Origin of the sequence: Primorskyibacter marinus (assembly GCF_003313245.1) — a bacterium.
Taxonomy (GTDB): domain Bacteria; phylum Pseudomonadota; class Alphaproteobacteria; order Rhodobacterales; family Rhodobacteraceae; genus Primorskyibacter; species Primorskyibacter marinus.
The window spans coordinates 63666-90319 of sequence record NZ_QJSD01000001.1 but is presented as its reverse complement, the minus strand read 5'-3'; the positions used below and the strand labels follow the sequence as shown (position 1 = coordinate 90319).

Here is a 26654-nt window from a genome sequence, read left to right as displayed (position 1 = left end):
CCTAATTTTTCCGGTCCATGAGGCGCTTTATCGCGCCGCGTGCCGTGTCCCGTGCCAGATGATCCAACCTGTTCACATTATCAAGGGTGAACTCTGCGTGAATATGTCCGGGTCTTGCCGAAATCTCGGACAAAACGTCCTCGACGATACCGGCCATGTCCATAAACCCGATCTGACGTGCTAGAAAACCGTCAAGCGCCTGTTCCTTGGCCGCATTGAACACGGCACCGGAAAGGCCCCCTTCCCGCATCACCTCGCGCGCCAGGCGCAGGGCCGGATAGCGCTGGTCGCAGGCAACGCGAAAACTGAGCGAACCGATGGCCGTGAGATCCAACCGCTCCACGGGCAAAGATCGGCGTTCGGGCCAATGCAGGGCAAAGCCGATCGCATGGCGCATATCCGGCGGACCGACATGCGCCATCAGCGCCCCGTCATTATAGCCAACCAGAGCATGTATCAGCGATTCCGGATGCACGACAGTTTCGATATTCTCGGGCGAAATGCCGAAAAACTCTCGTGTTTCAATTAGTTCCAGTGCCTTGTTGAACATGGACGCGGAATCTATCGTGATCCGCTGACCCATGTCCCAATTGGGATGGGTCGCCGCCTGTTCCGGTGTCGCCGCCGCCAGCTTTTCCAGCGGCCAGTCACGGAATGCACCACCTGAGGCAGTAATGATAACCCGTTCTACAGACGCGATATTTTCGCCAATCAGGGCCTGAAAGACAGCGGAATGTTCGCTGTCCACCGGCAGGATACGCCCGCCATGCTTGCTTGCTTTTTGCAGCATCAACTTGCCAGCGGCAACCATGCTTTCCTTATTGGCCAGCGCCAGCGTCGCGCCCTGTTCCAGCGCGCGCAACCCCGGCGCAAGGCCGGCCGCACCGACGATTGCCGACATCACCCAATCGGCGGGCCGCGTGGCCGCCTCGATCAGCGCGCCCTCTCCGGCGGCGGCCTCTATGCCGCTTCCAGCAAGCGCATCACGCAAATCGGTCAGCCGGTCGGGATCAGCGGTGACCGCGATTTCCGGTCTATGCTGCCGTGCCTGCTCAGCCAGCAACGCGATATTGCGCCCGCCGGTCAGCGCCACGACGTGATAGCTGTCTGGCGCGCGTCCGATCAGGTCAAGTGTGCTTTGTCCAATGGATCCGGTCGCCCCGAAAACCGATATGCGCCTCATTGCACCCCCGGCGGGAAGTTGACGATCTGGCCAACCACAAGCAGGAACAAGGCAGCACCCAGCATCCCGTCAAACCGGTCCAGCAGACCGCCGTGACCGGGGATCAATCTGGAACTGTCCTTGACGCCGCAGCGCCGTTTGATGGCACTTTCCGCAACGTCCCCCATTTGCGAGGCCATGGCGGCGGCAATGCTGATGCCGACCAGCTCCGACCCTGCTTCGGTAAAGCCTGCGAAGATCGCACCGATGAAACCTGCGCAAATCCAGCCTGCCACAGTGCCGGACCATGTTTTCTTGGGGCTGACGCGCGGCCAGAATTTCGGCCCGCCAATCATCCGCCCCGCGAAATAGCCACCGACATCCGTGACGATCACGACCAGAACCAGCCAGAGCATCCAGACCAGTCCAAAATCGTCGCGCAGGGCCATCATGCCGTAACCGGCCAGCAGAATGACGGCTGTATAAATCATGTAAGTTGGCGCGCGCCGTCCGAGCAACGTGACGCCGACAAGAGCGGGAGCAAGCAGCAGCGGCAACGCAAACCCGGCAGGCAGTTCAATCGAGAGCATCGCCGCTGCGGCAGCAATCCCCCCAAGCATCAGCATCCGGTCAGAGTTTGCGCCGTGCAGCATCACCGCCAGTTCCCAGACCATGACACCGGAAATGGCAGCAATCAGCAGATGCCACCAGATACCACCCAGCCAAACGCCCAGAAGTCCGATCACGACCATCACCGCACCCGACGCAAGGCGCGGTGCCAAGTCATCCCATTTAGGCGAGGCACTCATACGTTGACGGCACCGAAACGGCGATCGCGGGTCGAATAGGACCGGGTCAGCCGGGCAAATTCGGCAGCCGAGAAATCCGGCCACAGCGTGTCGATGAATTCATATTCGGCATAGGCCGATTGCCACAGCAGAAAGTTGGAAATACGCGCCTCGCCGCTGGTGCGGATCACCAGATCGGGGTCAGGCAGAACATAGGTGTCCAGATAGCGCGGCAATGTCTCTTCATTGACTTCCTGCGGGGCAAGCCTGCCCGCGGCCACGTCATGCGCCAGACGCCGGGCGGCGCGCGCCACCTCGTCCCGTCCGCCGTAATTGATCGCGATGGTCAGATTAACGCCTGTGCAATGCGACGTCAAAAGCTCCAGCTCATCCATCAGGGTGACCAGTTTGTCGTCAAGTTTCATCCGGTCGCCGATGAACCGGACCTGCACGTTTTCCTTCAGCAAGGCCTGCGCTTCGCGGCTGATATAGCGCCGGAACAGGCTCATAAGGCCGGCAACTTCGTTTTGCGTGCGCTTCCAGTTTTCGGTGGAGAACGCAAAGATCGTCAGATATTTGACACCGGCATCCGGGCAGGCCTCAACGATTTCGCGGACACGTTTTGCGCCTGCGTGATGTCCAAACAAGCGCGGTTTGCCCTTTTGAGTGGCCCATCGGCCATTGCCATCCATAATGATAGCTACATGGCGCGGGCCTTTGCCCTCGCGGATCGGTTTCACCATTGTGATCTCCTTACCGGCGGGTCCGCTCAGACCTGCATGATCTCTTCCTGCTTATGTTCCAGCGCCTTGTCGATCAGTGCGATGTATGTGTCGGTCAGCTCTTGAATCTCGGTCTCCCAGAATTTCTGGTCATCCTCGGAAAGGTTGCTGTCATTCTTGGCCTTTTTGGTCTGATCCATACCGTCGCGGCGCACGTTGCGCACGGCGACACGGCAATGTTCGGCATATTGACCGGCAACCTTGGTCAAATCACGGCGACGTTCTTCGTTCAGTTCCGGGATCGGCAACATGATGATCGTGCCGTTCAGCTGTGGATTGATGCCCAGCCCGCTTTCGCGGATCGCCTTTTCCACCTTGCCGACAAGGCCTTTGTCCCAGACGTTGATCGTGACCATGCGGCTTTCAGGGACGTTGACCGTACCCACCTGGTTGATCGGCGTCATTTGCCCGTAGGCGTCGACCTGCACAGGTTCCAGCATCGACGCCGAAGCCCGCCCGGTCCGCAGCGAAGCAAACTCGGTGCGCAAATTCGCCATAGCGCCATCCATCCGGCGTTTCAGGTCGTCAGTATCAAGTTCGAAAGTATCATCAGCCATCTTTGGTCTCTTTGGTCTTGGAGCCTGTATTCTTCCGCCATCTATAACGCCAACGGCATTACAATGTATAGGTGGTGTTGCACTCAAGCGCGGGGAACTGCCGCGCAACAGGCCCGGTCCCGCCGTTTGCACACTGACTGGCGATCAGATTCGCAGCGCAACATCGGTATCGCGGCGGAAAGTTAATATTTACACAGCCGCCGGAAAGACGCCGTTCCGGGCTTAGGAATGTACCGTTGTGTAGGTGCCCTGGCCTGCAAGAATGCCACGGAAACCGCCGGGTTCATCCAGGCTGAAAACAATGATCGGCAGGCTGTTGTCGCGCGCCAGGGCAATCGCAGAGGCGTCCATCACGCCAAGATGTTGCGCCAGAACCTCGTCATAGGTCACACGGTCATAACGCTTGGCATCCGCGTGTTTGACCGGGTCCTTGTCATAGACGCCATCCACTTTTGTGCCCTTGAAGATCGCCTCGCAAGCCATTTCATTTGCACGCAAAGTTGCGGCCGTGTCCGTGGTGAAATAAGGGTTTCCGGTGCCTGCCGCAAAAATGCAGACGCGCTTTTTCTCAAGGTGGCGGACAGCGCGGCGGCGAATATACGGCTCGCAGACCTGATCCATCGGGATCGCGCTGATGACGCGGGTAAAGACGCCCAGTTCTTCCAGCGCCGCCTGCATGGCCAGCGCGTTCATCACCGTGGCAAGCATGCCCATATAATCGGCCGTTGTCCGCTCCATCCCCTGCGCGGCACCTGACAGACCGCGAAAGATGTTGCCGCCGCCGATCACCATGCAGATCTCGACACCCATGTCGTGGACTGATTTCACTTCTTCGGCGATGCGCTGTACGGTGGGTGGGTGCAGGCCGTAGCCTTGGTCGCCCATCAGCGCCTCTCCTGAGATTTTCAACAAAACGCGTCTGAAAGCGGTCTGCGGGGCGGAGGCGGTATCGGGCATGTTGCGTCTCTTCCGAGCAAAGGTCTAGATTGCGCGCAAAATGTCGGAAAACACGAGCAGACACAATGCATGGCACAGCCGATAAGCGGATAAACCTGGAATTTCTTTCACCGCAGGAGGCTCGGTTTGGGTAAGCCGTCATGGCTGGCGGCGCTGGCGGCAGACACGCCGGTCCTGATCGCAGGGCCGACAGCGTCGGGAAAATCTGCGCTGGCGTTGAGGATAGCGGAAACCCAAGGCGGTGTGATCGTCAATGCCGATGCCATTCAGGTCTATCGGAACTGGCGGGTTCTGACCGCGCGGCCTTCGCTTGCAGAGGAAGCACGCGCGGCACATTTTCTCTACGGTCATGTGCCGGGCGATCAGGCCTATTCGGTCGGTCACTGGCTGCGCGATCTCGATCCGCTCCTCGCGGGGCCGGAACGACCGATCATCGTCGGCGGGACGGGGCTGTATTTCTCGGCCCTCACCGAAGGGCTGGCAGAAATCCCGCCGACCCCTGCCCCGATCCGTGCCGAGGCCGATGCGCGTCTGGCAGCCGAGGGGCACGCGGCGCTGCTGGCAGAGCTTGATAGCGTCACGGCTGCAAGGATCGACAGGCAGAACCCGATGCGCGTGCAACGAGCCTGGGAAGTACAGCGCACCACGGGGCGCGGGCTTGCGTCGTGGCAGGATGCGACGCCTCCGCCGCGTTTGGCATTGCAGAAGGTTCATCCCATCCTGTTCGATGCGCCGAAAGACTGGCTGAATGCCCGTATTGCCCGCCGCTTTGATGCGATGCTGACCCAAGGTGCGCTGGAAGAGGCCCGCGACAACCTCGATGGATTTTCCACCAACCTGCCCTCGGCCAAGGCAATCGGTGCGGCAGAGCTGATCGCCCATCTGCGCGGCGAGATGACGCTGGACGTAGCGCGCGAGGCGGCCACCATCGCAACCCGGCAATTTGCCAAACGGCAGCGCACATGGTTCCGCGCCCGGATGAAATCATGGACACGGTATGACCCGGTAAGTGACGACTGATCGCGTCAATGGCCTGCAAGATCGGATACCTTCGTATCAAATCCGGCTTTCGGGGATGCACCACAAGGTTGCGACAGGGAACGGATATTGACACGTCCGACCGCCAGTTGCGGCTCAGTAGCGCTCTGCCAGACATTTCTCAGAAATCATCAGCACTGCCCGACATGCAATACTGTTCGAACATGTCGTTTTTGACTGGTGTTGATGTCGCTTTCAGGCCATCAATATCCGAAACCATATGTTGACGGGGAAACTTGAAACATGCCGAAGGCGCGCAACGCAAAGACGCTGCGACGTTGATGACAGGGTAAAGCGCCCTATTTGCAAAACGCAATAATCCTTGACAAATCAGACTGTTCACTGGGAGATCGCAATGATACACATGACACAGACGCAGAAAAATCTGCATCCTGCGGCGCAGATGTATGCCGATGAATTCAAGCAGGGCAAGCTGAGCCGACGTGAATTCCTGACCCGCACCACCGCGCTGGGGCTGACCGCGACCGCTGCCTACGCGCTAGGCGGCCTGACACAGCCCGTGCAGGCGCAAGAGACACCGAAACAGGGCGGCACGCTGCGGATCGAAAGCTTCGTCAAGGCGATGAAAGACCCCCGCGCCTATGACTGGTCCGAGATCGGCAACCAGTCCCGCGGCATCTATGAATACCTCGTGCAGTACGAAAACGACGGCAGCTTTACGCCCATGCTTCTGGAAAGCTGGGAGGTCAATGACGACGCAACGCAATATACGCTCAACGTGCGTCAGGGGGTGACATGGAATAACGGCGACGCCTTCACTGCCGAAGATGTCGCGCGCAACATTCGGGGCTGGTGCGATACCGCTTTGGAGGAAAACTCCATGGCGTCGCGGATGGGAGGCCTGATTGACGAAGCCTCCGGGCAAGCGCGTGAAGGGGCAATCGAAGTCATCGATGACCACACGGTCCGCCTGAGCCTTTCAGCCCCCGATATCGCCGTGATCGCCAATATGTCGGATTATCCGGCCGCCATCATGCATGCCGATTACGACGGCGGAAACCCGTTCGATTTCGGTATCGGCACCGGGCCTTACAAGCCGGTTTCGCTGGAGGTCGGCGTGCGCTGCGTGATGGAACGCAATACCGATCACACATGGTGGGGAACCGAAGTGTTCGGCGGGCCTTACCTCGACCGGATCGAGCTGATTGATTATGGTACTGATCCGGCATCCTGGGTGGCGGCGGCAGAATCCGAAGAGGTCGATCTGCTTTACGAATCCGTGGGTGATTTCATCGACATTTTGACGGCGATCGGCTGGACCCAGACCGAGACTGTCACCGCCTCGACCGCCGTGTTCCGCACCAACCATGTGGCCGACGTGGACGGGCGCAAACCCTATGCCAACCGGGACGTGCGCAAGGCGCTGGCGCTGGCTGTCGATAACAGCGTTTGTCTTGAGCTGGGCTATTCCGACCGGGGCGAGGTTGCCCGCAACGATCACGTCTGCCCAATCCATCCGGCCTTCGCCGATCTTGGCCCGTCAGAATACGATCCTGCCAAAGCCAAAGAGATGATGGACGCCACGGAATTTGCCGATTTCGAACATGAGCTGATCACCATCGACGACGATTGGCAGAAAAACACCGGCGACGTGATTGCCGCGCAACTGCGCGATGCAGGCATTTCGGTCAAACGCACGATCCTGCCGGGATCGACCTTCTGGAACGACTGGACGAAATATCCATTCAGCTCGACCAACTGGAACCACCGGCCCCTGGAGGTTCAGGTCATGTCGCTGGCATATCGCAGCGGCCAGGCCTGGAACGAGACAGCCTATTCAAACCCCGAATTCGACTCTCTGATGGCCGAGGCACTGTCGATCGCCGATGCCGACAAACGTCGTGAGGTGATGGCCAAGATCCAGCAGTTGATGCGTGACGACGCGATCATCATCCAGCCTTACTGGCGCAACCTCTACAACCACCATAACGGCACGCTGGTGAACGTCGACAAACACCCGGCGCACGAATTCCACTATCACAAATTCGGCTTCAAGGCCTGATTTTTGTACCGGGGCCATTTGCGGCCCCGGTGCGTTCTGCCCCCGTCAGAAGGAAATCCATGGCAATTTTTTTGTTGCGCCGCCTCGGTGTGATGCTGCTCACCACACTCTGCCTGACCTTCGTGGTGTTCTGGCTGACCAACCTTCAGCCCAACCTTGAAAAGCTGGCAAAGACCCAAGGCAATATGCGCATGACCGATGCGCAGGTTGCCTCTTGGCTGGAGGCGCGAGGTTACGCCCGACCGATATTGATGAAATACGGCGAATGGCTTGGTGTTGTACCGGGTTTTGTGAACCTATCCGCAGATGGATCGGTTCAGGCACGCTGTCTGGATGACGGCATGACGATAGAGACCGCCCCCCGATACTGCGGCGTTTTGCAGGGCGAGTGGGGCTATTCCACCGTGTTTCGCGAGGATGTCAGCGACATAATCAGCATCCGGCTGGGGCTGACGGCCAAGCTGATGTTGTGGGTGATGATCCTGATGGTGCCCTCGGCGCTGCTGCTGGGCGTGCTTGCGGGAATGCGCGAAGGCTCGCGCACCGACCGGGCGCTTTCGACGATCTCGATCACCACTACGGCAACGCCGGAATATGTCTCCGGCGTGATCCTGATCGCAGTGTTCGCGTCCTCTGCCGTGGGCCTGAAATGGTTCAAGGGCACGGCGACCTCGGCGATGGAGGATGCCAATTTCGAGAATTTCTTTCTGCCGGTCCTGACAATCGCCCTCTTCGGGATGGGCTATATCGCGCGGATGACCCGCGCCTCTATGGCCGAGGTGATGACCGCGCAATATATCCGCACCGCGCGCTTGAAGGGTGTGAGCTTTCCCAATATCGTGATGAAACACGCGCTGCGGAACGCGCTGATCGCGCCCTTCACGGTCATCATGCTGCAATTCCCGTGGCTGTTGAACGGCGTGGTGATCGTGGAGACCTTGTTCAACTACAAAGGCTTCGGCTGGACGCTGGTGCAGGCCGCCGGGAATAACGATATCGAGCTTTTGCTGGGCGTTTCCGTCGTCTCGGTCATCGTCGTGCTGGTGACACAGCTGATTTCCGACATCGGCTATGTCTATCTTAACCCGCGCATCAGCGTGTCCTGAGGAGAGTTGCCTAATGGAACCGCTGACCTGGGCAGAGATCATCCCGCGCATTCTTTGGCAATTCCTGCCGGTCTGGATTGCGCTTTTGGGGCTATTCGCGCTGTCGATCACCTTCAAGAGGCGGTTGGGGTTTTACGGAAAACTGTTCGATTCAACCATTGGCATGATCGGATTCGCACTGGTGATGTTCTGGATTTTTACCGGCATTTTCGGGGCGATGGACCTGATCGTGACGCATGATGCGCTGGCGCAGGCGTCCGGGATGAAGAACAAGGTGCCCGGCACGCCCCTGCGGGGTGCCGAGGCGGGCGAGTATCCCTATTACCTTTTGGGTGGTGACAATCTGGCGCGCGATGTCTTCAGCCGCACCATCAAGGGATCGTGGATCGTCGTGCAGATTGCGCCGCTCGCCACGCTGTTCGCCTTCATGGTGGGCATCACGCTGGGCCTGCCCGCTGGATATTACGGGGGCAAGCTGGATACTTTGCTGACCTTTGTGGCGAACCTCGTACTCGCCTTTCCGGTGATCCTTCTGTTCTATCTGCTTGTGACGCCCGAAATCGTGGCGACGGGTATTCCCAGCTACATGGCGGCGGTGCTGTTCGTGTTCCCGCTGATTTTTGCGGGCGTGTTGCTGAATTCAAGGTATCAAACGCGCCCTGCTGTGAGAACGCCCTTGCTGGTCGGGGTGCTGGCGGGGATGGGCTGGCTTTATCTGTCGCTCATCTCGGACGCGGGTACGCCGCTGAAGGTGCTGCCACGCTGGCTGGACCTGTTCGATGTGCCCGGAGGCATCCTTGTGGTGTTTGTCGCGGTGGTTTTTGTGAACGCGCCCACCGTGTTCCGGATCGTGCGCGGGCTGACGCTGGATATCAAGACCCGCGACTATGTCGCCGCCGCCCAGACGCGCGGTGAAGGCGGCTGGTATATCATGTTGTGGGAGATCCTGCCCAACGCGCGCGGGCCACTGATCGTCGATTTCTGTCTGCGGATTGGTTATACGACGATCCTGCTGGGGACGCTGGGATTTTTTGGCCTGGGCATGCCGCCGGAAAGCCCCGACTGGGGATCGACGATCAACGAAGGCCGCAAGCTGTTGACGATCTATCTGCACCCCGCCCTGCCCCCGGCCTTCGCGCTGTTGTCGCTGGTTCTTGGGTTGAACCTGCTGGCGGACGGTTTGCGGGAGGAATCCTTGCGCGATTGATCCGGCCCAAGGCCGGGGGCCAGCCCCCGGACCCCCGGAGTATTTTCGCCAAGAAGAAGATGAAACTCAGGTTTCGGCGTCGAGTGAAGGAGTTGAGTGATGAAAGAGCCATATGACGGGCCCATTCTGGAAATTGACGGTCTGTCGATTTCCTTCTTCACGCGATTGCGCGAGATCCCGGCGGTGATGGATTTTTCCGTCAAGGTCCAGCCGGGAGAGGCGGTCGGGCTGGTGGGCGAATCCGGTTGCGGGAAATCCACGGTGGCCTTGGGTGTGATGCGGGACCTGGGGCGCAACGGCAGGATTGTGGGGGGGGCTATCCGGTTCAAGGGCCGCGACATGGCGGATCTGAGCGACAGCGAGCTGCGACAGATCCGCGGCAACGAGATCGCGATGATCTATCAGGAGCCGATGGCCAGCCTGAATCCGGCAATGAAGATTGACCGGCAGTTGATGGAAGTGCCAATGCTGCATGAGGGCATCTCCGAGGCGCAGGCGCGGAGCCGTGCGCTGGAGGTTGTGGCGGACGTGAAGCTGCCGGACCCAGAGCGCATTCTGAAAGCCTACCCCCATCAGCTGTCGGGTGGGCAGCAGCAGCGCATCGTGATTGCCATGGCGTTGATGTCGAAGCCTGCCTTGCTGATCCTCGACGAGCCGACCACCGCGCTGGACGTGACCGTGGAGGCCTCGATTGTGGAACTGGTGAAGGATCTGGGGCGCAAATATGGCACGTCCATGCTGTTCATCAGCCACAATCTGGGACTGGTTCTGGAAACCTGCGATCAAATCTGCGTCATGTATTCCGGCGAGGCGGTGGAGCGCGGCTCTATCGAGGATGTGTTCGATCAGATGCAGCATCCTTATACGCAGGCGCTGTTCCGTTCGATCCCGCTGCCCGGCGCGGATAAGAATGCGCATCCTCTGGTGGCCATTCCGGGCAACTTTCCGCTTCCGCATGAGCGGCCCAAGGGCTGCAATTTCGGTCCGCGCTGTGATTATTTCGAAGCCGGTCGCTGTGACGCCGGGCATATTCCGATGTTCGATGTCCCCGGCAACGAGCGTCAATCCACGCGCTGCGTGAGGTTCCGCGAGATTGACTGGGCCTCCCCGCCCACCATCGGTGCGACCCATGAAAAAGGCGAGGCCGGCAAGGTCGTCCTGCGCATGGAGGCGCTGAAGAAATATTACAAGGTCGCGGCAAATGCGCTGTTTGGCGGTGAGAAAAAGGTAGTGAAGGCCAACGAGACACTAAGTTTCGAGGCGCGCGAAAGCGAAACGCTGGCGATTGTCGGGGAAAGCGGTTGCGGCAAGTCGACCTTTGCCAAGGTGCTGATGGGGCTGGAGACGGCGACCGAAGGGCAGATATTGCTGGACGGTAAGAACATCGAACAGATCCCGATCGAGAAGCGTGACACGAAGACAATCGCTGACGTGCAGATGGTGTTTCAGAACCCGTTCGATACGCTCAACCCGTCGATGACCGTGGGCCGGCAGATCATTCGGGCGCTGGAGATATTTGGCATCGGCAAGACCGAGGCCGACCGGCACCGCCGCATGCTGGAACTTCTGGATCTGGTGAAGCTGCCGCGTGAATTTGCAGGGCGGATGCCGCGGCAATTGTCAGGCGGACAAAAGCAGCGCGTCGGTATTGCGCGCGCCTTTGCGGGCGATGCGCGAATCGTGGTCGCGGATGAGCCTGTCTCGGCGCTCGATGTCAGTGTGCAGGCGGCCGTCACCGATCTGCTGATGGAAATCCAGCGCGAGCAAAAGACCACGCTGCTGTTCATCAGCCATGACCTGTCGATCGTGCGCTATCTTAGCGACCGGGTCATGGTCATGTATCTAGGCCATGTTGTCGAACTGGGCGACACCGCGCAGGTTTTCTCGCCCCCCTTTCATCCCTATACCGAGGCGCTGCTATCCGCCGTGCCGATTGCCGATACCTCGGTCAAGAAGAAACATATCGTGCTGGAAGGCGACGTGCCTTCGGCGATGAACCCGCCGCCCGGCTGCCCGTTCCAGACTCGGTGTCGATGGAAGTCTCGCGTGCCCGGCGATCTGTGCGAGACCGAAGTGCCCCCGATGCGCCGCATGGCAGAGGGACATCAGGTCAAATGCCACCTTTCTGAAGCCGAATTTGTCACGATGGAACCGGTGATCGAGGTCCGGACAGAAGATGCCTGAACGTCCCCGCGCCGGTCCTTGAACCGGCGCCTTGCGGCAGATGACGGAAACCGGACGGGCGTGCGAGCTTCCTGACAGTAAATGTCAGGAGGTCATGACATGAGTGGGCGGTCAAATAAAGGAGACTGACATGCTGACATTGTACCACGCGCCGAATTCCCGCTCGACCCGGATTGTTCAGTTGATCCACGAGATGGGCGTGACCGATCAGGTGGACATCCAGAAGGTGTCGATCCCGCGACAGGATGGATCCGGCGCGGTGGATACCGCAAATCCGCATCCCGAAGGCAAGGTGCCGTGCCTGATGCATGACGGTGCGATGATCCGCGAAAGCGATGCGATCATGCTGTACCTAACGGATCATTTCGGCGACACCCCCTTGGGCCGAAGCATCGGCGCACCGGGGCGTGGGGCTTATCTGTCGTGGCTGTCGTGGTATGGTAATGTATTTGAACCGCTTATCGTGATGCAGTTTTGCGAGTTGTCGCATCCGGGGTTGCAGGCGACCTATCGCGACCTTGCGACGGCGAACGCCCAGCTGGAGAAGGCACTGACCACCCATGCCTATCTTGTGGACGATCAAATCAGCGCTGCCGACATATTGATTTCATCCACTTATGGCTGGGCACCACAGCTTATGCCTGACATCCCTGCCATCCGTGACTGGGCGACCCGCTGTCTGGACAGACCGGCGACGAAAGCCGTTGCCGAGCAGGAGAAATCCGCAGCCTAGCCGCCCCAGATCACCTTCACATAGTTGCGTGTCTCCTTGTAAGGAGGCACGCCGCCATATTTCTGCACCGCTCCCGGACCGGCATTATAGGCGGCCAGCGCCAGACGCCACGACCCGAATGTGGCATATTGCTGTTTGAGATAGCGCGCCCCGCCTTCAAGGTTTTGCGCCGGATCATGCGGATCAACCCGCAGTTTCCGAGCGGTGAACGGCATCAACTGCGCCAGTCCGATCGCCCCTTTATGGGACAAGGCTTTGGCATTCCAGCCGCTTTCCTGCTGAACAAGGCGCAAAAACAGATCTTCCGGCACACCATGTCGGCGCGCCGCATCACGCGCCATGGTCGAATAGATGCCTTTGTATTTGCCCCTGTAGGATTTGACAGCGCCATCCGCCGTGCCCCATTTGGTCGGCGTTACCACGCGCGCGGGCTGCAATCTGACGGAGTTCTTGTATTGCTGCGAGGCGCGCGTATCCAGAATGCGTGTCTGAGAACTGAACAGCGTCGCCCGATTCTTTGTCGAAAGCGTTTCCGCATGTAACGAAGCGGTGCCAGTTCCCAGCGTCATTGCGCCGAGCGCGGCCACAAAAACAAATTTGCGCATCGTCAAATCACCCTGCTGTCCCTCATTTTGACCGGACTATAGCCGAATTTGAAAAATACGCCACCCCGTTGCCTTCCCCCTCGCGGCCTGTCGTGTAATGTCAGCCACAATCCGACGGGCAGATTCGGGCCCGGAAAAACAGTTCGAACATACAAAGACAAGCGGGAGCGCAAATGGCGGGATCAGTCAACAAGGTCATTCTGATAGGCAATCTGGGACGCGACCCCGAGGTCCGCACCTTCCAGAACGGCGGCAAGGTGTGCAACCTGCGCATCGCCACGTCCGAGACGTGGAAGGACCGCAACACCGGCGAGCGTAAGGAGCGCACGGAATGGCATTCCGTGGCGATCTTCTCCGAACCGTTGGCCCGCATAGCAGAACAGTATCTGCGCAAGGGATCCAAGGTCTATCTTGAAGGACAATTGGAGACGCGCAAATGGCAGGATCAATCCGGTCAGGATCGCTATTCTACCGAAGTCGTGCTGCGTCCCTATACATCGACACTGACAATGCTCGACGGCCGGAACGACGGCGGTGGTGGCGGCCAGGGCGGCGGCGGATATGGTGGCGGTGGCTACGACAGCGGCCCGCAGGATGACCGGGGATATGGCGGCGACAGTGGCGGTCGCGGCAGCAGCCAACCCAGCCCCTCCCGTGATCTGGACGATGAAATTCCGTTCTGAAACCAACATGGCGTGGTCGGCTTCTGCCGACCGCGCCATGGTTACCAACAAATCCGCCAGTTCCGAAAAGCCCGCATTGGTTTAACCCCGGCAGGCTTCTTTTTGTTTTTAAACGTATTTCCGATTATATCACGATATTCACCTCATTTGCTTGTGTCGGTCCGCCCTTTGGGCTTCGTCGGTCAACACCTCAGAAATAAATCATTTATGTTCAGATGCTTGCGCAACATTCTTACCCGCAAGCGTGTTGAAGTCGGCGGTCAAAACATAGGCGATCCCCACATGAGCGTAGATTGGGATTTATTTTTGTTGCAAATTTAAGGCCCGGATGTTCCAGTTGATAAAAACTCACAGGAGTTGGGCTCGCATGCCTGTAGGACATGCCAATCCTGACCTTTGAAAATACGAAGCCCGGTCAACCGGTGCCTGACGACAACAACTTGGGAGGAAAGAACATGAAAAAGCTCACGGCCACATTTGCGGGATCACTGATCGCGCTCAGCGCCTCTGTCTCGGCATCTTATGCGGACAAGCTGACATTCTATTGCTCTGCGCAGGAAGAATGGTGCCAGTTGATGGCCCGCAGTTTCGAGGAAGCGACCGGCATCGACGTCAACATGACGCGCAAATCCTCGGGCGAGACTTTTGCACAACTGCGCGCCGAGGAAGCAAACCCCAAGGGCGATGTCTGGTGGGGCGGCACGGGCGACCCGCATCTTCAGGCCGCCGAGGAAGGCCTGACAGAGGAATATCTGTCACCGATGCGCGACCAACTTCACGATTGGGCCATTTCACAGGCCGAAAGCGCCGGGAACCGCACTATCGGCATCTATTCGGGCGCTTTGGGCTATGGCTACAACACCGATTTGCTGGCGGCTAACGATCTGCCGGAACCGGCCTGCTGGAAGGATTTGCTGAAGCCGGAATACAAGGGTCATGTCCAGATGGCGAACCCCAACTCCTCTGGCACGGCCTATACAACGCTTGCATCGATGGTGCAGATCTTCGGCGAGGATGAAGGCTTTGAATTCATGAAAGGCCTGCACAAGAACATAAACCAGTACACCAAATCCGGTTCTGCCCCGATCAAGGCTGCGGGGCGTGGCGAGACCACCATCGGCATCGTTTTCATGCATGACGCGGTGGCACAGGCGGTCGCGGGCTTCCCGGTCAAGGTCGTGGCACCGTGTGAAGGCACCGGTTATGAGATCGGGTCGATGTCGATCGTCAAAGGCGCGCGCAACATGGACGAAGCGAAACAGTTCTATGACTGGGCGCTGAGTGTCGAGGCGCAGAACCTTGCGTTAGAGGTCAACGCCTTTCAGGTTCCCTCCAACACGGGTGCCCAGACGTCGGACAAGGCACCGGATATGTCGACCATCAAGCTGATCGACTATGATTTCAAGACATACGGATCGTCGGACGAGCGGAAACGGCTGTTGCAGAAGTGGGACGAAGAAGTATCGACCCTGCCCCAGTAAGTGCGCACTGACACGACAAAAAAGACCACTCATCCGGTGCTGATCTTCTGGATCATTGCCGGGTGGGTCGGGTTCTGCCTGCTGCCATGGTATATGGTCGAGGATGGGCTGTGGTCGTTCGGATGGCTACTGGATGGCTACCCGTTCGACACGGATTACGCGCCGGCCGCGTTCCTGATCGCGAAGGGCGAAAAGCTGTGGCTTGCGCCTCTGCTGATTGCCCTTGCGCTGCCCTTGCTGGCGTTGGGCCGCAGGAAATCCGATCCGGTCTATGCCCGCGTGCTCATCCTTGCCGGCGCGCTTGGCTTCGGCTGGCTGATCGCGCAGGGCTTTGGCATCGGGTTGCGCGGTTTCGCCTATGACTGGCTGAACGCATTGTTCGGAGAGTTGGGCGATCGCCAGTTTGGTATGGGCTACGGTGCCATGATCTGCGCCTCGGCCTTTCTGTTTCTTCTGACGCAAGGCATTGCCGCGCGCGGTGCGATCAACGGCGATGTTTTTGTTGTCGGCGCTATCGGTGGCATCATCACCATTGTCACCGCCTTTGTTTTCTTTCCGATTGCCAAGATGCTGTTTGCCGCCTTTATCACCGAGGACGGTGCCTATTCCATTGCAGTCTTCTTCGCGAAATTCTTTGACAATCGGCTTTGGGGCCTTGGTTGCCTGTGGGGTGCGCGCTGTGGTGCCGCATGGAATTCGCTGTTCCTCGCCATTGCCGTGGCGTTCCTGACCACCCTTCTCGGACTTGCCTTCGCGCTGGTCGTGACGCGCTCGGGGTTTCGCTACAAACGTGCGCTGCGGGCGCTGACGGTTCTGCCGATCATCACACCGCCCTTTGTGATTGGCCTTGCCTTGATCCTGCTGTTCGGCCTGTCCGGATCGGTCACGCAATTCGTGTCCGATCTGTTCGGCGTGCAGCCGACGCGCTGGCTATACGGTATGCCCGGTGTGCTGATTGCCCAGACCCTCGCTTTCACGCCCATCGCTTTCCTCGTATTGATCGGCGTGGTCGAGGGGGTGTCGCCGTCGATGGAGGAAGCCGCGCAGACGCTGCGCGCCAACAAATGGCAAACGTTCCGCACCGTCTCGCTTCCGTTGATGCGGCCCGGTCTGGCCAATGCGTTCCTGCTGGGGTTCATTGAATCGATGGCCGATTTCGGCAATCCACTGGTTCTGGGCGGTAATTTCGATGTGCTGTCGACCGAGATTTTCTTTGCCATCGTCGGCGCGCAATATGATCAGGGCCGCGCCGCCGTGCTGGCCATGGTGCTGCTGTTCTTCACCCTCTCGGCCTTTTATGCGCAGCGCGCCTGGTTGGGCAAGAAAAGCTACACCACTGTCACCGGCAAGGGCGATGCGGGCGTCCATCCGCTGATGCCGAACGGCCTTGCCATACCTGTCATCGGTGTCGCGTTCGGATGGGCGCTGTTCACAATCATCGTCTACGCCATGATCCTTTACGGCAGCGTGGTAGAGCTTTGGGGTGTCGACAATTCGCTGACGCTGAAACATTACGTCACCGCTTTCGCAATCGGCATGAACGAGCACGGGATACATTGGGCCGGATCGGCATGGGACAGTTTCTGGACGACGATCATGATCGCGGCGATTGCGGCACCGCTGACCGCTGCGGTCGGCCTGATTGCTGCTTATCTGCTGACCCGTCAGAGTTTCGCTGGAAAGGACGCGTTCGAGTTCGGCACCATGCTCAGCTTCGCCATCCCCGGCACAGTGATCGGCGTCAGCTATATCCTGGCCTTCAATGTCCCCCCGATAGAGATCACCGGCACCGGCGTCATCCTTGTCATCAGCTTTGTCTTTCGCAACATGCCCGTCGGCGTCCGCGCCGGGATTGCCAGCATGTCGCAACTTGACCGGAGCCTTGACGAATCCTCGCTCACCCTTGGTGCCAACAGTTGGCAGACCTTCCGGCGGGTGATCCTGCCGCTTTTGCGTCCGGCCATCCTTGCCGCGCTGGTCTACAGTTTTGTCCGCGCCATGACGGCGATCTCGGCGGTGATCTTCCTTGTCTCCGCCGAATATGACATGGCCACCAGCTATATCATCGGACGGGTGGAGAACAACGATTACGGCCTTGCGATTGCCTATTCCACGACGCTGATCTTCGTGATGCTGGCGGCGGTGGGTCTGCTGCAACTTCTTGTGGGGCGGGTCAAAATCGGCCGACGCACGCAGCACGCAACGGAGAAAGCCCAATGACAGACAAGATCCTCGGCTCCAAGGCCGCGCCGGTGCAATTCCACGGCGTGTCCAAACTGTTCGGCAAGAATGTGGTAGCCGTCGACAATATCGACCTGCATGTAGAGGCGGGCAAACTCGTCACGCTGCTTGGCCCCTCGGGCTGCGGCAAGACCACGACGCTGCGAATGATCGCGGGGCTGGAAATGGCCAGTTCCGGCAGGATCACCATAGGCGATCAGGATGTGACCAAGCTGCCCGCCACCGATCGCGATGTGTCGATGGTCTTTCAATCCTACGCGCTTTTTCCGCATATGACCGTGCTGGAGAACGTGAAGTACGGTCTGACCTTCTCGGGCTTCGGCAAAGAGGAGGCGCGCAGCCGTGCGCTGCATGGTCTGGATCTTGTCGGACTCAAGGGTTTTGACGGTCGCCTTCCGTCAGAGCTTTCGGGGGGGCAACAGCAACGCGTCGCCGTCGCGCGCGCACTTGTGCTTGAGCCGCAGGTTCTTCTGTTCGACGAACCGCTGTCCAACCTCGATGCAAAGCTGCGCCGTCAGGTCCGCGAGGACATCCGCGCGATCCAGAAGGATCTCGGCCTCACCGTTGTCTATGTCACCCATGATCAGGAAGAGGCGCTGGCCGTCTCGGACGAGATTGTGGTGATGCGCAACGCTGCCATCGCGCAGATCGGCACGCCGCGACAGCTTTACGATGCGCCGAATGACCGCTTCGTTGCCGATTTCATTGGCGAGGCGAACCTGCTGGCCTGCCAAATCATCTCTGTGACAGGCGACATGGCCACCATCGACATTGAAGGCTACCGGCACACCCTCGCGTCGCGCGGGTTGCCGCCCGGTCCTGCCACCCTCGCCGTGCGGCCTTCCCGGCTTGTGATCGGCGCGTCGGACGGGATCCCGGCCACGGTGGCCAAAGCGACCTATGTCGGCGTACGCATGGAATACACGCTGACCGGCGCTTTCGGCCAGGTCTTCGCCGTGCAAGACGACGTCGACGCCCCGCTTGAGATTGGCACTCAAACCACGATGGCCTGCGCTGACAAGGGCCCGGTACTCCTCGCTCAATAACCCCAAAGCGCCGATCCGCCTTATCGCAAACAACAGATGCAAGATGCGCACCCACCCCGGGCGCTCTTGCGACCCGGGGTCTTGCATCTCGCGCTGGCCTCGCCGAGGCTGTGCGCATGTCGCAAATCCTATGCCGCCGCTGTGCATAATCGCAGAGGCATTGCGCGGGTATCTGCGTATCCAAACTGACGATGGCAGGCTAGATCACCCTCAGACAAACACATCGGCATTTACAGGGACCCCCATGACCCAGACCTTGTCCAACCACGCACCCAAGATGCTTGCGATCCTGCGCATCATGACCGCCTTGCTGTTTATCCAGCATGGCACCCAGAAACTCTTTGGCTTCCCCGCAGCAGAATATTCGCCCGAATTTTTCACATTGATGTGGTGGGCTGGCGCGATTGAACTGGTGGGCGGCGCGCTGATTCTTGTGGGACTGTTCACCCGCGCGGCCGCATTCGTGACGTCGGGCATGATGGCGGTGGCCTATTTCATGGCCCATGCCGGAAACAGCTTCTTCCCTGCCAATAATGGTGGCGATGCGGCCGTCCTGTTCTGCTTTGTATTCTTGCTTTTCGTCTTTACCGGCCCCGGCGCATGGAGCCTGGACCGCGCGCAATCCCGCGAGACCGGGTTGGTCAGCGTCTGACTTTTCAGCAAAGCAAAAAGGACCAAAGGCGTCGGGTTCCTGCCCGGCACCTTTTGCATGGATCAGCCCGCGCTGTCGCGCAAGACGGACAGAACGGCATCCGGCGGCACGTCCGACGTGACGAAAGACTGCCCGATGCCGTGCGCCAGCACAAAGCGCAGCTTGCCGTCCAGCACCTTTTTGTCCTGCCCCATCAGCTCCAACAAAGCCTCCGGCCCAGGCAGCTCGCCGGGAATGTCGGTCAGATCGACCTTCATGCCCATGTTCTTGAGATGCGCCCGCACCCGGCTGGGCACTTCCTGCGCACACAATCCCAGACGCGCCGAAAGCTCGAATGCCAGCGCACAGCCGACCGCCACGCCCTCGCCATGCAGCAAGCGGTCAGAATACCCGGTCGCAGCCTCCAGCGCATGACAGAATGTGTGGCCGAGGTTCAGCAATGCGCGGTCGCCCTGCTCTGTCTCGTCGCGCACGACAATCTCGGCCTTCATTTCGCAAGACCGCCGAACGGCATTGGCGCGGGCCTCCATGTCGCCGGTCGATAGATGCGGACCGTTCACTTCGAGCCAGGCAAAGAAATTCGCATCGCCAAGCAGCCCATATTTGACCACCTCGCCGTAACCCGCCAGCAGGTCGCGGCGTGGCAGCGTGGCCAGCACACCGATATCCGCCAGTACCAGCGCCGGCTGATGGAACGCGCCCACCAGGTTCTTGCCCGCGACCGAGTTGATCCCGGTCTTGCCACCCACCGAACTGTCAACCTGTGCCAGAAGCGAGGTCGGGATCTGCACGAATCGTACGCCGCGCCGCAGGATGGCGGCGGCAAAGCCCGCAAGATCGCCAATCACGCCGCCGCCCAGGGCAATCACGACGTCACGCCGCTCGATCTTCTGGGCCAGCAGCCATTCGACCACGTTCTGCAATTCGGTCCAGCATTTCGTCGCCTCGCCGGGCGGCAGTTCCAGCGCAACGCTTTCGATTCCTTCCGCCGTCAGCGCATCGCGCAACGTGCTCAAATGCAGGGCGGCGACATTGCGGTCCGTGACAATCGCCACACGCGGGCGGTGCAGGAATGGCGCAATCTCAACGCCGGCACGGGCCAGCAGCCCGCCCCCGATGCGGATGTCATAGGCGCGCTCTGCCAGATCGACATGCACAGTCTCGCTCATTGCTCGTCCTCCAGAACATCGGGACGCGCGCGCAGCGCGCATCGGACCTTCGCGGCCATGGTTTCAATCGAATAGGCAGGATCTGCTTTTACCATAAGGTCGGCCTTTGCATAGATCGGCACGCGCGCCTCGTAAATCGCGGCCAGGGTGCCGCGCGGATCGGGGGATCGCAGCAACGGACGGCTGTCCTTGTGCCGTACGCGCTGCCACAGCAGCGAAAGCTCGGCATCCAGCCAGACCGACACACCCCGGTCAGAGATCATCTTGCGATTGGCCGGGTCCAGAAAGGCCCCGCCCCCTGTTGACAGAATGCCGGTCTGGTTTCCCAGAAGACGTTCGATAACCTGGCTTTCCTTGCGCCGGAAAAAGGGCTCGCCGTCACGCGCGAAAATCTCGGCAATAGTCATATTGGCCGCTTTTTCGATTTCCTCGTCCGAATCGATGAACGGCACGTCCAACGATGCGGCAAGCGCCTTGCCCACCGCGGATTTACCCGCGCCCATCATGCCCACCAGGACAACTGTTTTCTTCAACTTGGCTGTCATTCGTTGCCGTTTTCGGCCATCCGCCGCCATTTTTCAATTTGCAGGTCTGAATGACGTGATCTTGCGCAAAAGGCCAGTTATAAGTTCCGCAAAACAAGCAGACATGCAGGCTAAAGGGATATTTCATGGGGCGCATTCTGAAATGGCTATTTTATTTGTTGGTTCTGGGTGCCATCGCATTGGTGGCATACGCCTATGTCGGACCGTTTTTCGGCGCTGATTTCTCAGCTCCGGCAAGCGAGATCAGGGAACCGGTGACGTTGAATGCGAAATAGCACGGCGGCGGCCATCCTTTCGGCGCTGACCGCCACCACGGCCATGGCTCAAGAACCCTTGTCGGCGATCGACTGGCTGGAACTGAACGTGCCGTCTCCGGTGGCGCAGCAGGCACCGCGCGCGCAAAGGCGTCCGCAACCGCAGATCGAGCCGCCCATCAGCCAGTCTGCCCGGTCGCCCGAAGTGTCGGTGATGCCCTTGGATCAGACCAGCCTCGCCGCGGTCGGCCTGTTGCCGCCCAGCGTGACAGGACTTCCGGCCGATATGTGGGTCGCGTCAAGCAGCGACACGCTGGAGCAGTTGATTGCAGCGCAGCCGGAAGACGGGTTGCCGGCGATAAACGCGCTGCTGTTCACGCTTTTGCTGGCTGAGGCCGATCCTCCTGCCGATGCGGGAAGCGGGGAGCAGCTTTTGGCAGCGCGTACGGCGAAGTTGATGGATATGGGCGCGGTGGAACCCGCCATGTCGCTGATCGAGCGGGCGGGAAGCGATACGCCGGCGTTGTTCAGCCTGTGGTTTGATCTGTCATTGCTGACCGGCCAAACCGGCCCGGCCTGTGCCCAACTGGCCGCAAAGCCGCATCTGGCACCCGGCTACGGCGCACGCATCTTTTGTTCGGCGCGTGACAGCGACTGGAGCACGGCAATGACGACGCTGGGCACCGCCCGCGCGATTGACGCCCTGACACAGCGCGAGGCGTCGCTGCTTGAACGGTTCCTTGATCCTGAACTGGCCGAGGAACTGGCCCCTCTGACCCCACCAGTACGCCCGACGCCGTTGGAGTTTCGTCTGTTCGAGGCCTTGGGCGAACCTCTGCCCACGGCCACCCTGCCCCGGCCATTCGCGACGGTGAACCTGAATGGCGATGCGGGCTGGAAGGCCCAGCTTGCTGCCGCCGAGAGATTGGCGCGCGTTGGCGCGATTTCGGAAAACCGGATGCTGGGCATCTATACTGACCGGCTTCGCGCCGCGTCGGGCGGCATCTGGGACCGCGTCGAAGGCTTGCAACGCTTTGACACGGCGCTGGCCTCGCGCGATCCGCAGGCCATTTCCGCCGCGCTGGAACGGGTCTGGCCACTGATGCTGGCGGCCGATCTGGTTGTGCCGTTTTCCCGGCTCTATGGTGCGTCGCTGATGAAATACCCGCTCAGCGGGCGTGCCGCGGATCTTGCGACGCAAGCCGCATTGCTTTCGCCCGACTACGAAATGATGGCGGCGAAGCTGACCGCGGACAGCCCCTTTGCCTTTGCTGCCGCGATTGCGCGCGGGGACACCGCAGAGCCACCCGAGCAGGATGCCACCGCCCATGCCATTGCAGCGGCGTTCGCGCCGGACGCCGCATTGCCCGACGCACTGGCAGAGCAGCTTGCCGATGACCGTCTGGGCGAGGTTCTGTTGCGCACCACCGCGTTGATGCGTCAGGGTATGCGCGGCGACCCCGGAGATTTGACGGATGCGCTGATCGTGCTGCGCAGCGTCGGGTTGGAAGACGCCGCCCGACGCGCCGCGTTGCAACTTTTGCTCGCGGGACGTGGCCAGTTATGAACGATCGCAACTGGATATCCGCTTTTCTTGAGGCGCAGGCCGCCGAACGCGGGGCCGCGCATAACACGCTTCTGGCCTATGCCCGCGACCTGGGCGATTTTCACGATTGGCTGACCGATGCGGGCGGCTCGCTTGCCACGGCCATGCGCGCAGAGGTCGAGGCCTACCTGACCCATTGCGACGCGCAGGGATTGGCGAAATCCACCCGTGCCCGGCGGCTTTCGGCGATCAAGCAGCTTTACCGGTTCATCTACGAGGAAAACTGGCGAACGGACAATCCAACGCTTCAGATCACCGGACCGGGGCGCGATGCGCGCTTGCCCAAAACGCTCAGCCATGAAGAGGTCGACCGCCTGCTGGAAGCCGCACAGACGCATGGCCGCACCCCCAGCGATCAGTTGCGGAATACATGTCTGATGCAGTTGCTTTATGCGACCGGCATGCGTGTGACAGAACTGGTATCGCTGCCGGTTGCCGCCGCGCGCGGACGCCCGCAGATGCTGTTGATCCGGGGCAAGGGCGGCAAGGAACGCATGGTGCCCCTGTCGCCCCCTGCCCGCGTGGCGCTGGCCGATTGGCTGAACGCGCTTGATGTGCTGCAAGACACCGCCAGAGCCGAGCGCAAACCGGTATCGACCTTTCTTTTCCCGTCGCATAGCAAGGCTGGCCACCTGACACGCCATGCGTTTTACGTCATGCTCAAGGAAATTGCCGTTGCGGGCGGCGTTTCCCCCGCGAAAGTCACGCCCCACACGCTGCGCCACGCCTTTGCCACGCATCTGCTCGCCGGAGGTGCCGATCTGCGTGTGATCCAGACCTTGTTGGGTCATGCCGATGTCTCCACCACCGATCTACACACATGTGCTGGAGGACCGGCTGCGCGAACTGGTTCTGGAGCACCACCCCCTGACACAGTCAGCCGGGCCGCACGCGGACGCCGATGATACCGTCACCGAGGATCCATAGCTGACCATGACCACCGCACTGACTGCTCGGCGACCGGGCCGGTTGCTCTTGAATGACGGCCAACGCAGCCTCATAAGCGGAATGACACCAACCAAGGGCCCCTGAATGGACTCCGCGACATTATCAACCTTCGACTCGGCATTCTGGATAACCTCCGGGGCGATTATATTTCTGCTGATCCTGTCAGCGTTCTTTTCCGGCAGCGAAACCGCCCTGACCGCAGCGTCGCGCGGCAAACTGCGCGCGCAGGCTGACAAAGGATCAAGCGGGGCCGTCAGCGCGCTGACCATCACCGAAGACAATGAGCGGCTGATCGGGTCTGTCCTGCTGGGCAATAACCTTGTGAACATCCTCGCCACATCTTTGGCGACGGCCTTGTTCACGCGGGCGTTTGGTGAATCCGGTGTGGCGCTCGCGACGCTGGTGATGACCCTGCTGGTTCTGATCTTTGCAGAAGTTCTGCCAAAGACCTACGCCATCACCAATGCCGAAACCGCCGCCGCAAAAGTGGCCCCCATTATCCGGCTGGTGATCCTCGTCTTTTCGCCCGTAGTGGCCGCTGTGCGCTGGCTGGTGCGTGGCGTGTTGCGTGTTTTTGGCGTGAAGACCGATCCCGACAGTCACATTCTGGCCGTGCGTGAAGAGATCGCTGGTGCCCTGAACCTTGGCCATTCCGAAGGCGTGGTCGAAAAAGAAGATCGCGACCGCATTCTTGGCGCGTTGGATCTGGGCGACCGCACCGTTGAAGAGATCATGTTGCACCGTTCGGGAATCGAGATGATTGACGCCGACGCCGAACCGCACCTGATCCTTGAGCAATGTCTTGAAAGCAGCCACACACGCCTGCCAGTCTACCGCAACGAGCCGGAAAACATCATCGGTGTGGTCCATGCCAAGGATCTGCTGCGCGTCATGTATATGCTGATCGCGGGCCGGGAAACGGATGCCGCCATGAAACTGGAGGCGTTCAAGATCACAGATGTGGCGATGAAGCCCTATTTCGTGCCCGACACCACAAGCCTTGACGAACAGATGCGGCAGTTCCTGCGGCGGCGCACACATTTCGCGCTGGTGGTTGACGAATACGGCTCGCTTAAAGGGCTTATCACGCTGGAGGACATCCTCGAAGAAATCGTGGGCGAGATCACCGACGAATTTGATCCCGATGCCGACCACCCTGTCCGTCACGCCGATGACGGGCATTTCTGGGTGGATGGGGCGATGACGATCCGCGACCTGAACCGCGCCACCGATTGGGCCTTGCCCGATGACGAGGCCAACACCGTTGCCGGGCTGGTCATACACGAGGCGCAGATGATCCCCAGCACCGGACAGGTCTTCAGCTTTCACGGCTTCCGCTTTGAAGTCACCGGGCGCGAAGGGAACCGGGTGACACGGCTTAAAATCCGGCCCCTTTAACGGAACGTCTGTTCCGGCGGGAAACACAGTTGACCCTGACAGCCGTGCCGCAGCCTAAACAGTATCCGCCTTCTGCGTCACGGCGACTTCGCGCAGCCGCGCAAGGTCCGCCGGAAAGCTGATCATCGTTTCGGCGCGTGCCCGACAGATCTCCGCCATCTTCCAGGCCTCTTTTGACAATTCAGGGGCCGCGTGGGTTATCACACCGCTTAGCGCGTTCTGAAGGGCCAGGTGCACCTCGACCGCGTCTCCGGCGCATCGGCAGATCGGATCGAAACTGGTGTTAAACAACTCTGCCAAATCCAGAGGCGGCACCCACAACCGATCATATTTCACGTCCGGCACGTCGACACCTTGCGGCGCTGCAAGCGACACCAGATGGCCAAGACGGTAGACCACGTCAATGGCGGTGCCCGGATCGTTTATCCCCGGCGACAAAGCTCTGGTCGCGATTTCCGCCATGACGGCGACGCCGAATACCGGGTCCTGCTCGAAACTGCGCAGGTCTGAAATCTGGATACATTCGGTGATATCGTCTTTCAGGCTGTCATCCAATGCGCCGCTTGGCCTGGAAATGAACGCCAGTGGATCGCCCTTGTGAAGGTATCGCCCGACGGATGTAACCAGATAAATACGAAGGTCGTTATCGCTGGCGAGTTTCTGCAACGCCTCTTCGAACAGTTGCGGAATATAGCCATGTTGCGGGGCGGTGATCATCAATGCGCCCTGCGGGATTTGCGTGTTTGGGTCTGTCAGCGGATTGGCCCCCTTGCAGGGATAACTGGCGATCCGCTTCAGGGAATCCGTGGTCCTGTTCTCGATCTGTTTCGCGGTCTCCGGCAGGCTGCCTAGCCCTTCGAGATGCAAAATCCACCGAATGAAGGACACGATAATCAACGCCACCACAACCAGCGTCATTCCGAACAGCACCACGATATCGCGATGATCGAACACGTCCGCGGCGCGCAGGATGATCGCGACCAGCGCAAACAGATAGGCGCCCAGAAAATTCGACAATACCGATTGCGTAACCGTGTCTTCGCGCAGGATCAGATGGCTGCGCGGGGTCCACTGGCTTGAGGCCCGATGCAATCCCGTCATCATGATCGTCAACGAAAACGTCGTGACCGCCAGCATGGACGAGGCGATGATGCTGAGGATCGGGTCCACGGCTTCGGCACCGATGCGGTCGCCCAACCAGTCCGGCACGATCGGCGACACGATTTTGGCCAATGCCAGCGCCACAAGGTTGAGCACCGCAAACAGGATTACCCGCACATGCAGGCGCCGTGAAATCTGTCGCGCGCGCCGCAAGATCGTGCTCAGCATTAACCTACCTCCCCGACGCGCCCGCCGCACCGATTGTCGTGTTTCGACCTGCCAGCCGAGCATATGCCGCCGACACACATTCCGGAATACCTAGTGGGGTCCAAAATGAAAACCACAGCTCGGGCGAGCGGTGCGCCAATGCGGAAAACACCGATGCCAA

Annotated in this window: 24 protein-coding genes and 1 pseudogene; 16 read left to right on the top strand and 9 right to left on the bottom strand. The window is 59.9% G+C overall.

Annotated features, from left to right (window positions below):
* Position 1: 1 nt before the first annotated feature.
* From dxr to pyrH, 5 genes are all read right to left on the bottom strand, one after another.
* Positions 2–1183 carry a 1-deoxy-D-xylulose-5-phosphate reductoisomerase gene (gene dxr / locus DMZ65_RS00415; RefSeq protein WP_116596957.1) on the bottom strand — a complete coding sequence of 394 codons (1182 nt, stop codon included), beginning with the start codon at positions 1181–1183 and terminating at the stop codon, positions 2–4.
* Positions 1180–1971, bottom strand: coding sequence for a phosphatidate cytidylyltransferase (locus tag DMZ65_RS00410; protein ID WP_116596956.1), 792 nt, complete (start codon positions 1969–1971; stop codon positions 1180–1182). The genes dxr and DMZ65_RS00410 overlap by 4 nt, the downstream gene beginning before the upstream one ends.
* The gene (gene uppS, locus DMZ65_RS00405; protein ID WP_116596955.1) at positions 1968–2693 is read right to left on the bottom strand and encodes an undecaprenyl pyrophosphate synthase; all 726 of its coding nucleotides are present in this window, start codon (positions 2691–2693) and stop codon (positions 1968–1970) included. Before uppS ends, DMZ65_RS00410 begins: the two co-directional genes overlap by 4 nt.
* Before the next feature lie 26 nt (positions 2694–2719).
* Complete coding sequence (frr, locus tag DMZ65_RS00400) at positions 2720–3289, bottom strand: ribosome recycling factor (RefSeq protein WP_116596954.1); 570 nt, start codon at positions 3287–3289, stop codon at positions 2720–2722.
* 222 nt (positions 3290–3511) lie between these two features.
* The gene (gene pyrH, locus DMZ65_RS00395) at positions 3512–4246 is read right to left on the bottom strand and encodes a UMP kinase (RefSeq protein ID WP_084349999.1); all 735 of its coding nucleotides are present in this window, start codon (positions 4244–4246) and stop codon (positions 3512–3514) included.
* Positions 4247–4372: 126 nt separating this feature from the next.
* Here pyrH and miaA point away from each other — a divergent pair, with 126 nt between their 5' ends.
* From miaA to DMZ65_RS00365, 6 genes are all read left to right on the top strand, one after another.
* A complete protein-coding gene (miaA, locus tag DMZ65_RS00390) occupies positions 4373–5266 on the top strand; it encodes a tRNA (adenosine(37)-N6)-dimethylallyltransferase MiaA (RefSeq protein ID WP_198662591.1) in 894 nt (297 codons plus the stop codon).
* A 373-nt stretch (positions 5267–5639) separates the two neighbouring features.
* Positions 5640–7307, top strand: coding sequence for an ABC transporter substrate-binding protein (locus DMZ65_RS00385; protein ID WP_232824817.1), 1668 nt, complete (start codon positions 5640–5642; stop codon positions 7305–7307).
* A 59-nt stretch (positions 7308–7366) separates the two neighbouring features.
* Complete coding sequence (locus tag DMZ65_RS00380; RefSeq protein ID WP_116596952.1) at positions 7367–8413, top strand: ABC transporter permease; 1047 nt, start codon at positions 7367–7369, stop codon at positions 8411–8413.
* Between the two features lie 13 nt (positions 8414–8426).
* Positions 8427–9620, top strand: a complete 1194-nt coding sequence (locus DMZ65_RS00375) for an ABC transporter permease (protein ID WP_116596951.1) — start codon at positions 8427–8429, stop codon at positions 9618–9620.
* Positions 9621–9719: 99 nt separating this feature from the next.
* Positions 9720–11804 (top strand): dipeptide ABC transporter ATP-binding protein, encoded by a 2085-nt coding sequence (locus DMZ65_RS00370; protein WP_116596950.1) that lies wholly within the window; start codon positions 9720–9722, stop codon positions 11802–11804.
* Between the two features lie 130 nt (positions 11805–11934).
* Positions 11935–12537 (top strand): glutathione S-transferase family protein, encoded by a 603-nt coding sequence (locus tag DMZ65_RS00365; protein WP_116596949.1) that lies wholly within the window; start codon positions 11935–11937, stop codon positions 12535–12537.
* Here the strand turns inward: DMZ65_RS00365 and DMZ65_RS00360 are convergent.
* The gene (locus tag DMZ65_RS00360) at positions 12534–13142 is read right to left on the bottom strand and encodes a lytic transglycosylase domain-containing protein (RefSeq protein WP_116596948.1); all 609 of its coding nucleotides are present in this window, start codon (positions 13140–13142) and stop codon (positions 12534–12536) included. The two genes, DMZ65_RS00365 and DMZ65_RS00360, sit on opposite strands and share 4 nt — an antisense overlap.
* Positions 13143–13315: 173 nt before the next feature.
* Here DMZ65_RS00360 and ssb point away from each other — a divergent pair, with 173 nt between their 5' ends.
* The 6 genes from ssb (at position 13316) to DMZ65_RS00335 (ending at position 19245) form a co-directional block, all read left to right on the top strand.
* Positions 13316–13825 (top strand): single-stranded DNA-binding protein, encoded by a 510-nt coding sequence (ssb, locus tag DMZ65_RS00355; RefSeq protein WP_116596947.1) that lies wholly within the window; start codon positions 13316–13318, stop codon positions 13823–13825.
* A 12-nt stretch (positions 13826–13837) separates the two neighbouring features.
* Positions 13838–14146, top strand: a complete 309-nt coding sequence (locus tag DMZ65_RS19405; protein ID WP_157960534.1) for a hypothetical protein — start codon at positions 13838–13840, stop codon at positions 14144–14146.
* Positions 14147–14280: 134 nt separating this feature from the next.
* Positions 14281–15306, top strand: a complete 1026-nt coding sequence (locus DMZ65_RS00350; protein WP_116597528.1) for an ABC transporter substrate-binding protein — start codon at positions 14281–14283, stop codon at positions 15304–15306.
* Positions 15307–17526 (top strand): ABC transporter permease, encoded by a 2220-nt coding sequence (locus DMZ65_RS00345; RefSeq protein WP_116596946.1) that lies wholly within the window; start codon positions 15307–15309, stop codon positions 17524–17526. It abuts the gene before it with no gap.
* Positions 17523–18593, top strand: coding sequence for an ABC transporter ATP-binding protein (locus tag DMZ65_RS00340; protein ID WP_116596945.1), 1071 nt, complete (start codon positions 17523–17525; stop codon positions 18591–18593). The genes DMZ65_RS00345 and DMZ65_RS00340 overlap by 4 nt, the downstream gene beginning before the upstream one ends.
* A 244-nt stretch (positions 18594–18837) precedes the next feature.
* Positions 18838–19245, top strand: coding sequence for a DoxX family protein (locus tag DMZ65_RS00335; RefSeq protein WP_116596944.1), 408 nt, complete (start codon positions 18838–18840; stop codon positions 19243–19245).
* A 62-nt stretch (positions 19246–19307) separates the two neighbouring features.
* Here the strand turns inward: DMZ65_RS00335 and aroB are convergent, their stop codons facing one another.
* Both aroB and DMZ65_RS00325 read right to left on the bottom strand, forming a co-directional pair.
* Positions 19308–20414: a 3-dehydroquinate synthase gene (gene aroB, locus DMZ65_RS00330; protein ID WP_116596943.1), complete on the bottom strand. Its 1107-nt coding sequence runs from the start codon at positions 20412–20414 to the stop codon at positions 19308–19310.
* Positions 20411–20989, bottom strand: coding sequence for a shikimate kinase (locus DMZ65_RS00325; RefSeq protein ID WP_116596942.1), 579 nt, complete (start codon positions 20987–20989; stop codon positions 20411–20413). Before DMZ65_RS00325 ends, aroB begins: the two co-directional genes overlap by 4 nt.
* 95 nt (positions 20990–21084) lie before the next feature.
* Between DMZ65_RS00325 and DMZ65_RS19615 the strand changes: the two genes are divergently transcribed.
* The 4 genes and pseudogenes from DMZ65_RS19615 to DMZ65_RS00310 all read left to right on the top strand — a co-directional run bounded on the left by DMZ65_RS19615 (position 21085) and on the right by DMZ65_RS00310 (position 25165).
* Positions 21085–21234: a hypothetical protein gene (locus DMZ65_RS19615; protein WP_198662590.1), complete on the top strand. Its 150-nt coding sequence runs from the start codon at positions 21085–21087 to the stop codon at positions 21232–21234.
* Positions 21224–22780 (top strand): hypothetical protein, encoded by a 1557-nt coding sequence (locus DMZ65_RS00320; protein ID WP_116596941.1) that lies wholly within the window; start codon positions 21224–21226, stop codon positions 22778–22780. The genes DMZ65_RS19615 and DMZ65_RS00320 overlap by 11 nt, the downstream gene beginning before the upstream one ends.
* A pseudogene (locus DMZ65_RS00315) lies at positions 22777–23746 on the top strand (site-specific tyrosine recombinase XerD). Before DMZ65_RS00320 ends, DMZ65_RS00315 begins: the two are co-directional and overlap by 4 nt.
* Positions 23747–23851: 105 nt before the next feature.
* On the top strand, positions 23852–25165 hold the full coding sequence (locus DMZ65_RS00310) for an HlyC/CorC family transporter (protein WP_116596940.1): 1314 nt from the start codon (positions 23852–23854) through the stop codon (positions 25163–25165).
* 54 nt (positions 25166–25219) lie between these two features.
* On the opposite strand, the gene DMZ65_RS00305 is transcribed toward DMZ65_RS00310, so the two are convergent.
* Positions 25220–26494 carry a DUF2254 domain-containing protein gene (locus DMZ65_RS00305; protein ID WP_157960533.1) on the bottom strand — a complete coding sequence of 425 codons (1275 nt, stop codon included), beginning with the start codon at positions 26492–26494 and terminating at the stop codon, positions 25220–25222.
* Positions 26495–26654: the final 160 nt, after the last annotated feature.

What these genes read in the sequence shown, in the direction of transcription:
- dxr (WP_116596957.1), bottom strand. Translation starts at nt 1,183, where the DNA reads ATGAGGCGCATATCGGTTTTCGGGGCGACCGGATCCATTGGACAAAGC.
- DMZ65_RS00410 (WP_116596956.1), bottom strand. Translation starts at nt 1,971, where the DNA reads ATGAGTGCCTCGCCTAAATGGGATGACTTGGCACCGCGCCTTGCGTCG.
- uppS (WP_116596955.1), bottom strand. Translation starts at nt 2,693, where the DNA reads ATGGTGAAACCGATCCGCGAGGGCAAAGGCCCGCGCCATGTAGCTATC.
- frr (WP_116596954.1), bottom strand. Translation starts at nt 3,289, where the DNA reads ATGGCTGATGATACTTTCGAACTTGATACTGACGACCTGAAACGCCGG.
- pyrH (WP_084349999.1), bottom strand. Translation starts at nt 4,246, where the DNA reads ATGCCCGATACCGCCTCCGCCCCGCAGACCGCTTTCAGACGCGTTTTG.
- DMZ65_RS00385 (WP_232824817.1), top strand. Translation starts at nt 5,640, where the DNA reads ATGATACACATGACACAGACGCAGAAAAATCTGCATCCTGCGGCGCAG.
- DMZ65_RS00380 (WP_116596952.1), top strand. Translation starts at nt 7,367, where the DNA reads ATGGCAATTTTTTTGTTGCGCCGCCTCGGTGTGATGCTGCTCACCACA.
- DMZ65_RS00375 (WP_116596951.1), top strand. Translation starts at nt 8,427, where the DNA reads ATGGAACCGCTGACCTGGGCAGAGATCATCCCGCGCATTCTTTGGCAA.
- DMZ65_RS00370 (WP_116596950.1), top strand. Translation starts at nt 9,720, where the DNA reads ATGAAAGAGCCATATGACGGGCCCATTCTGGAAATTGACGGTCTGTCG.
- DMZ65_RS00365 (WP_116596949.1), top strand. Translation starts at nt 11,935, where the DNA reads ATGCTGACATTGTACCACGCGCCGAATTCCCGCTCGACCCGGATTGTT.
- DMZ65_RS00360 (WP_116596948.1), bottom strand. Translation starts at nt 13,142, where the DNA reads ATGCGCAAATTTGTTTTTGTGGCCGCGCTCGGCGCAATGACGCTGGGA.
- ssb (WP_116596947.1), top strand. Translation starts at nt 13,316, where the DNA reads ATGGCGGGATCAGTCAACAAGGTCATTCTGATAGGCAATCTGGGACGC.
- DMZ65_RS00350 (WP_116597528.1), top strand. Translation starts at nt 14,281, where the DNA reads ATGAAAAAGCTCACGGCCACATTTGCGGGATCACTGATCGCGCTCAGC.
- DMZ65_RS00340 (WP_116596945.1), top strand. Translation starts at nt 17,523, where the DNA reads ATGACAGACAAGATCCTCGGCTCCAAGGCCGCGCCGGTGCAATTCCAC.
- DMZ65_RS00335 (WP_116596944.1), top strand. Translation starts at nt 18,838, where the DNA reads ATGACCCAGACCTTGTCCAACCACGCACCCAAGATGCTTGCGATCCTG.
- aroB (WP_116596943.1), bottom strand. Translation starts at nt 20,414, where the DNA reads ATGAGCGAGACTGTGCATGTCGATCTGGCAGAGCGCGCCTATGACATC.
- DMZ65_RS00325 (WP_116596942.1), bottom strand. Translation starts at nt 20,989, where the DNA reads ATGGCGGCGGATGGCCGAAAACGGCAACGAATGACAGCCAAGTTGAAG.
- DMZ65_RS19615 (WP_198662590.1), top strand. Translation starts at nt 21,085, where the DNA reads ATGGGGCGCATTCTGAAATGGCTATTTTATTTGTTGGTTCTGGGTGCC.
- DMZ65_RS00320 (WP_116596941.1), top strand. Translation starts at nt 21,224, where the DNA reads ATGCGAAATAGCACGGCGGCGGCCATCCTTTCGGCGCTGACCGCCACC.
- DMZ65_RS00310 (WP_116596940.1), top strand. Translation starts at nt 23,852, where the DNA reads ATGGACTCCGCGACATTATCAACCTTCGACTCGGCATTCTGGATAACC.
- DMZ65_RS00305 (WP_157960533.1), bottom strand. Translation starts at nt 26,494, where the DNA reads ATGCTGAGCACGATCTTGCGGCGCGCGCGACAGATTTCACGGCGCCTG.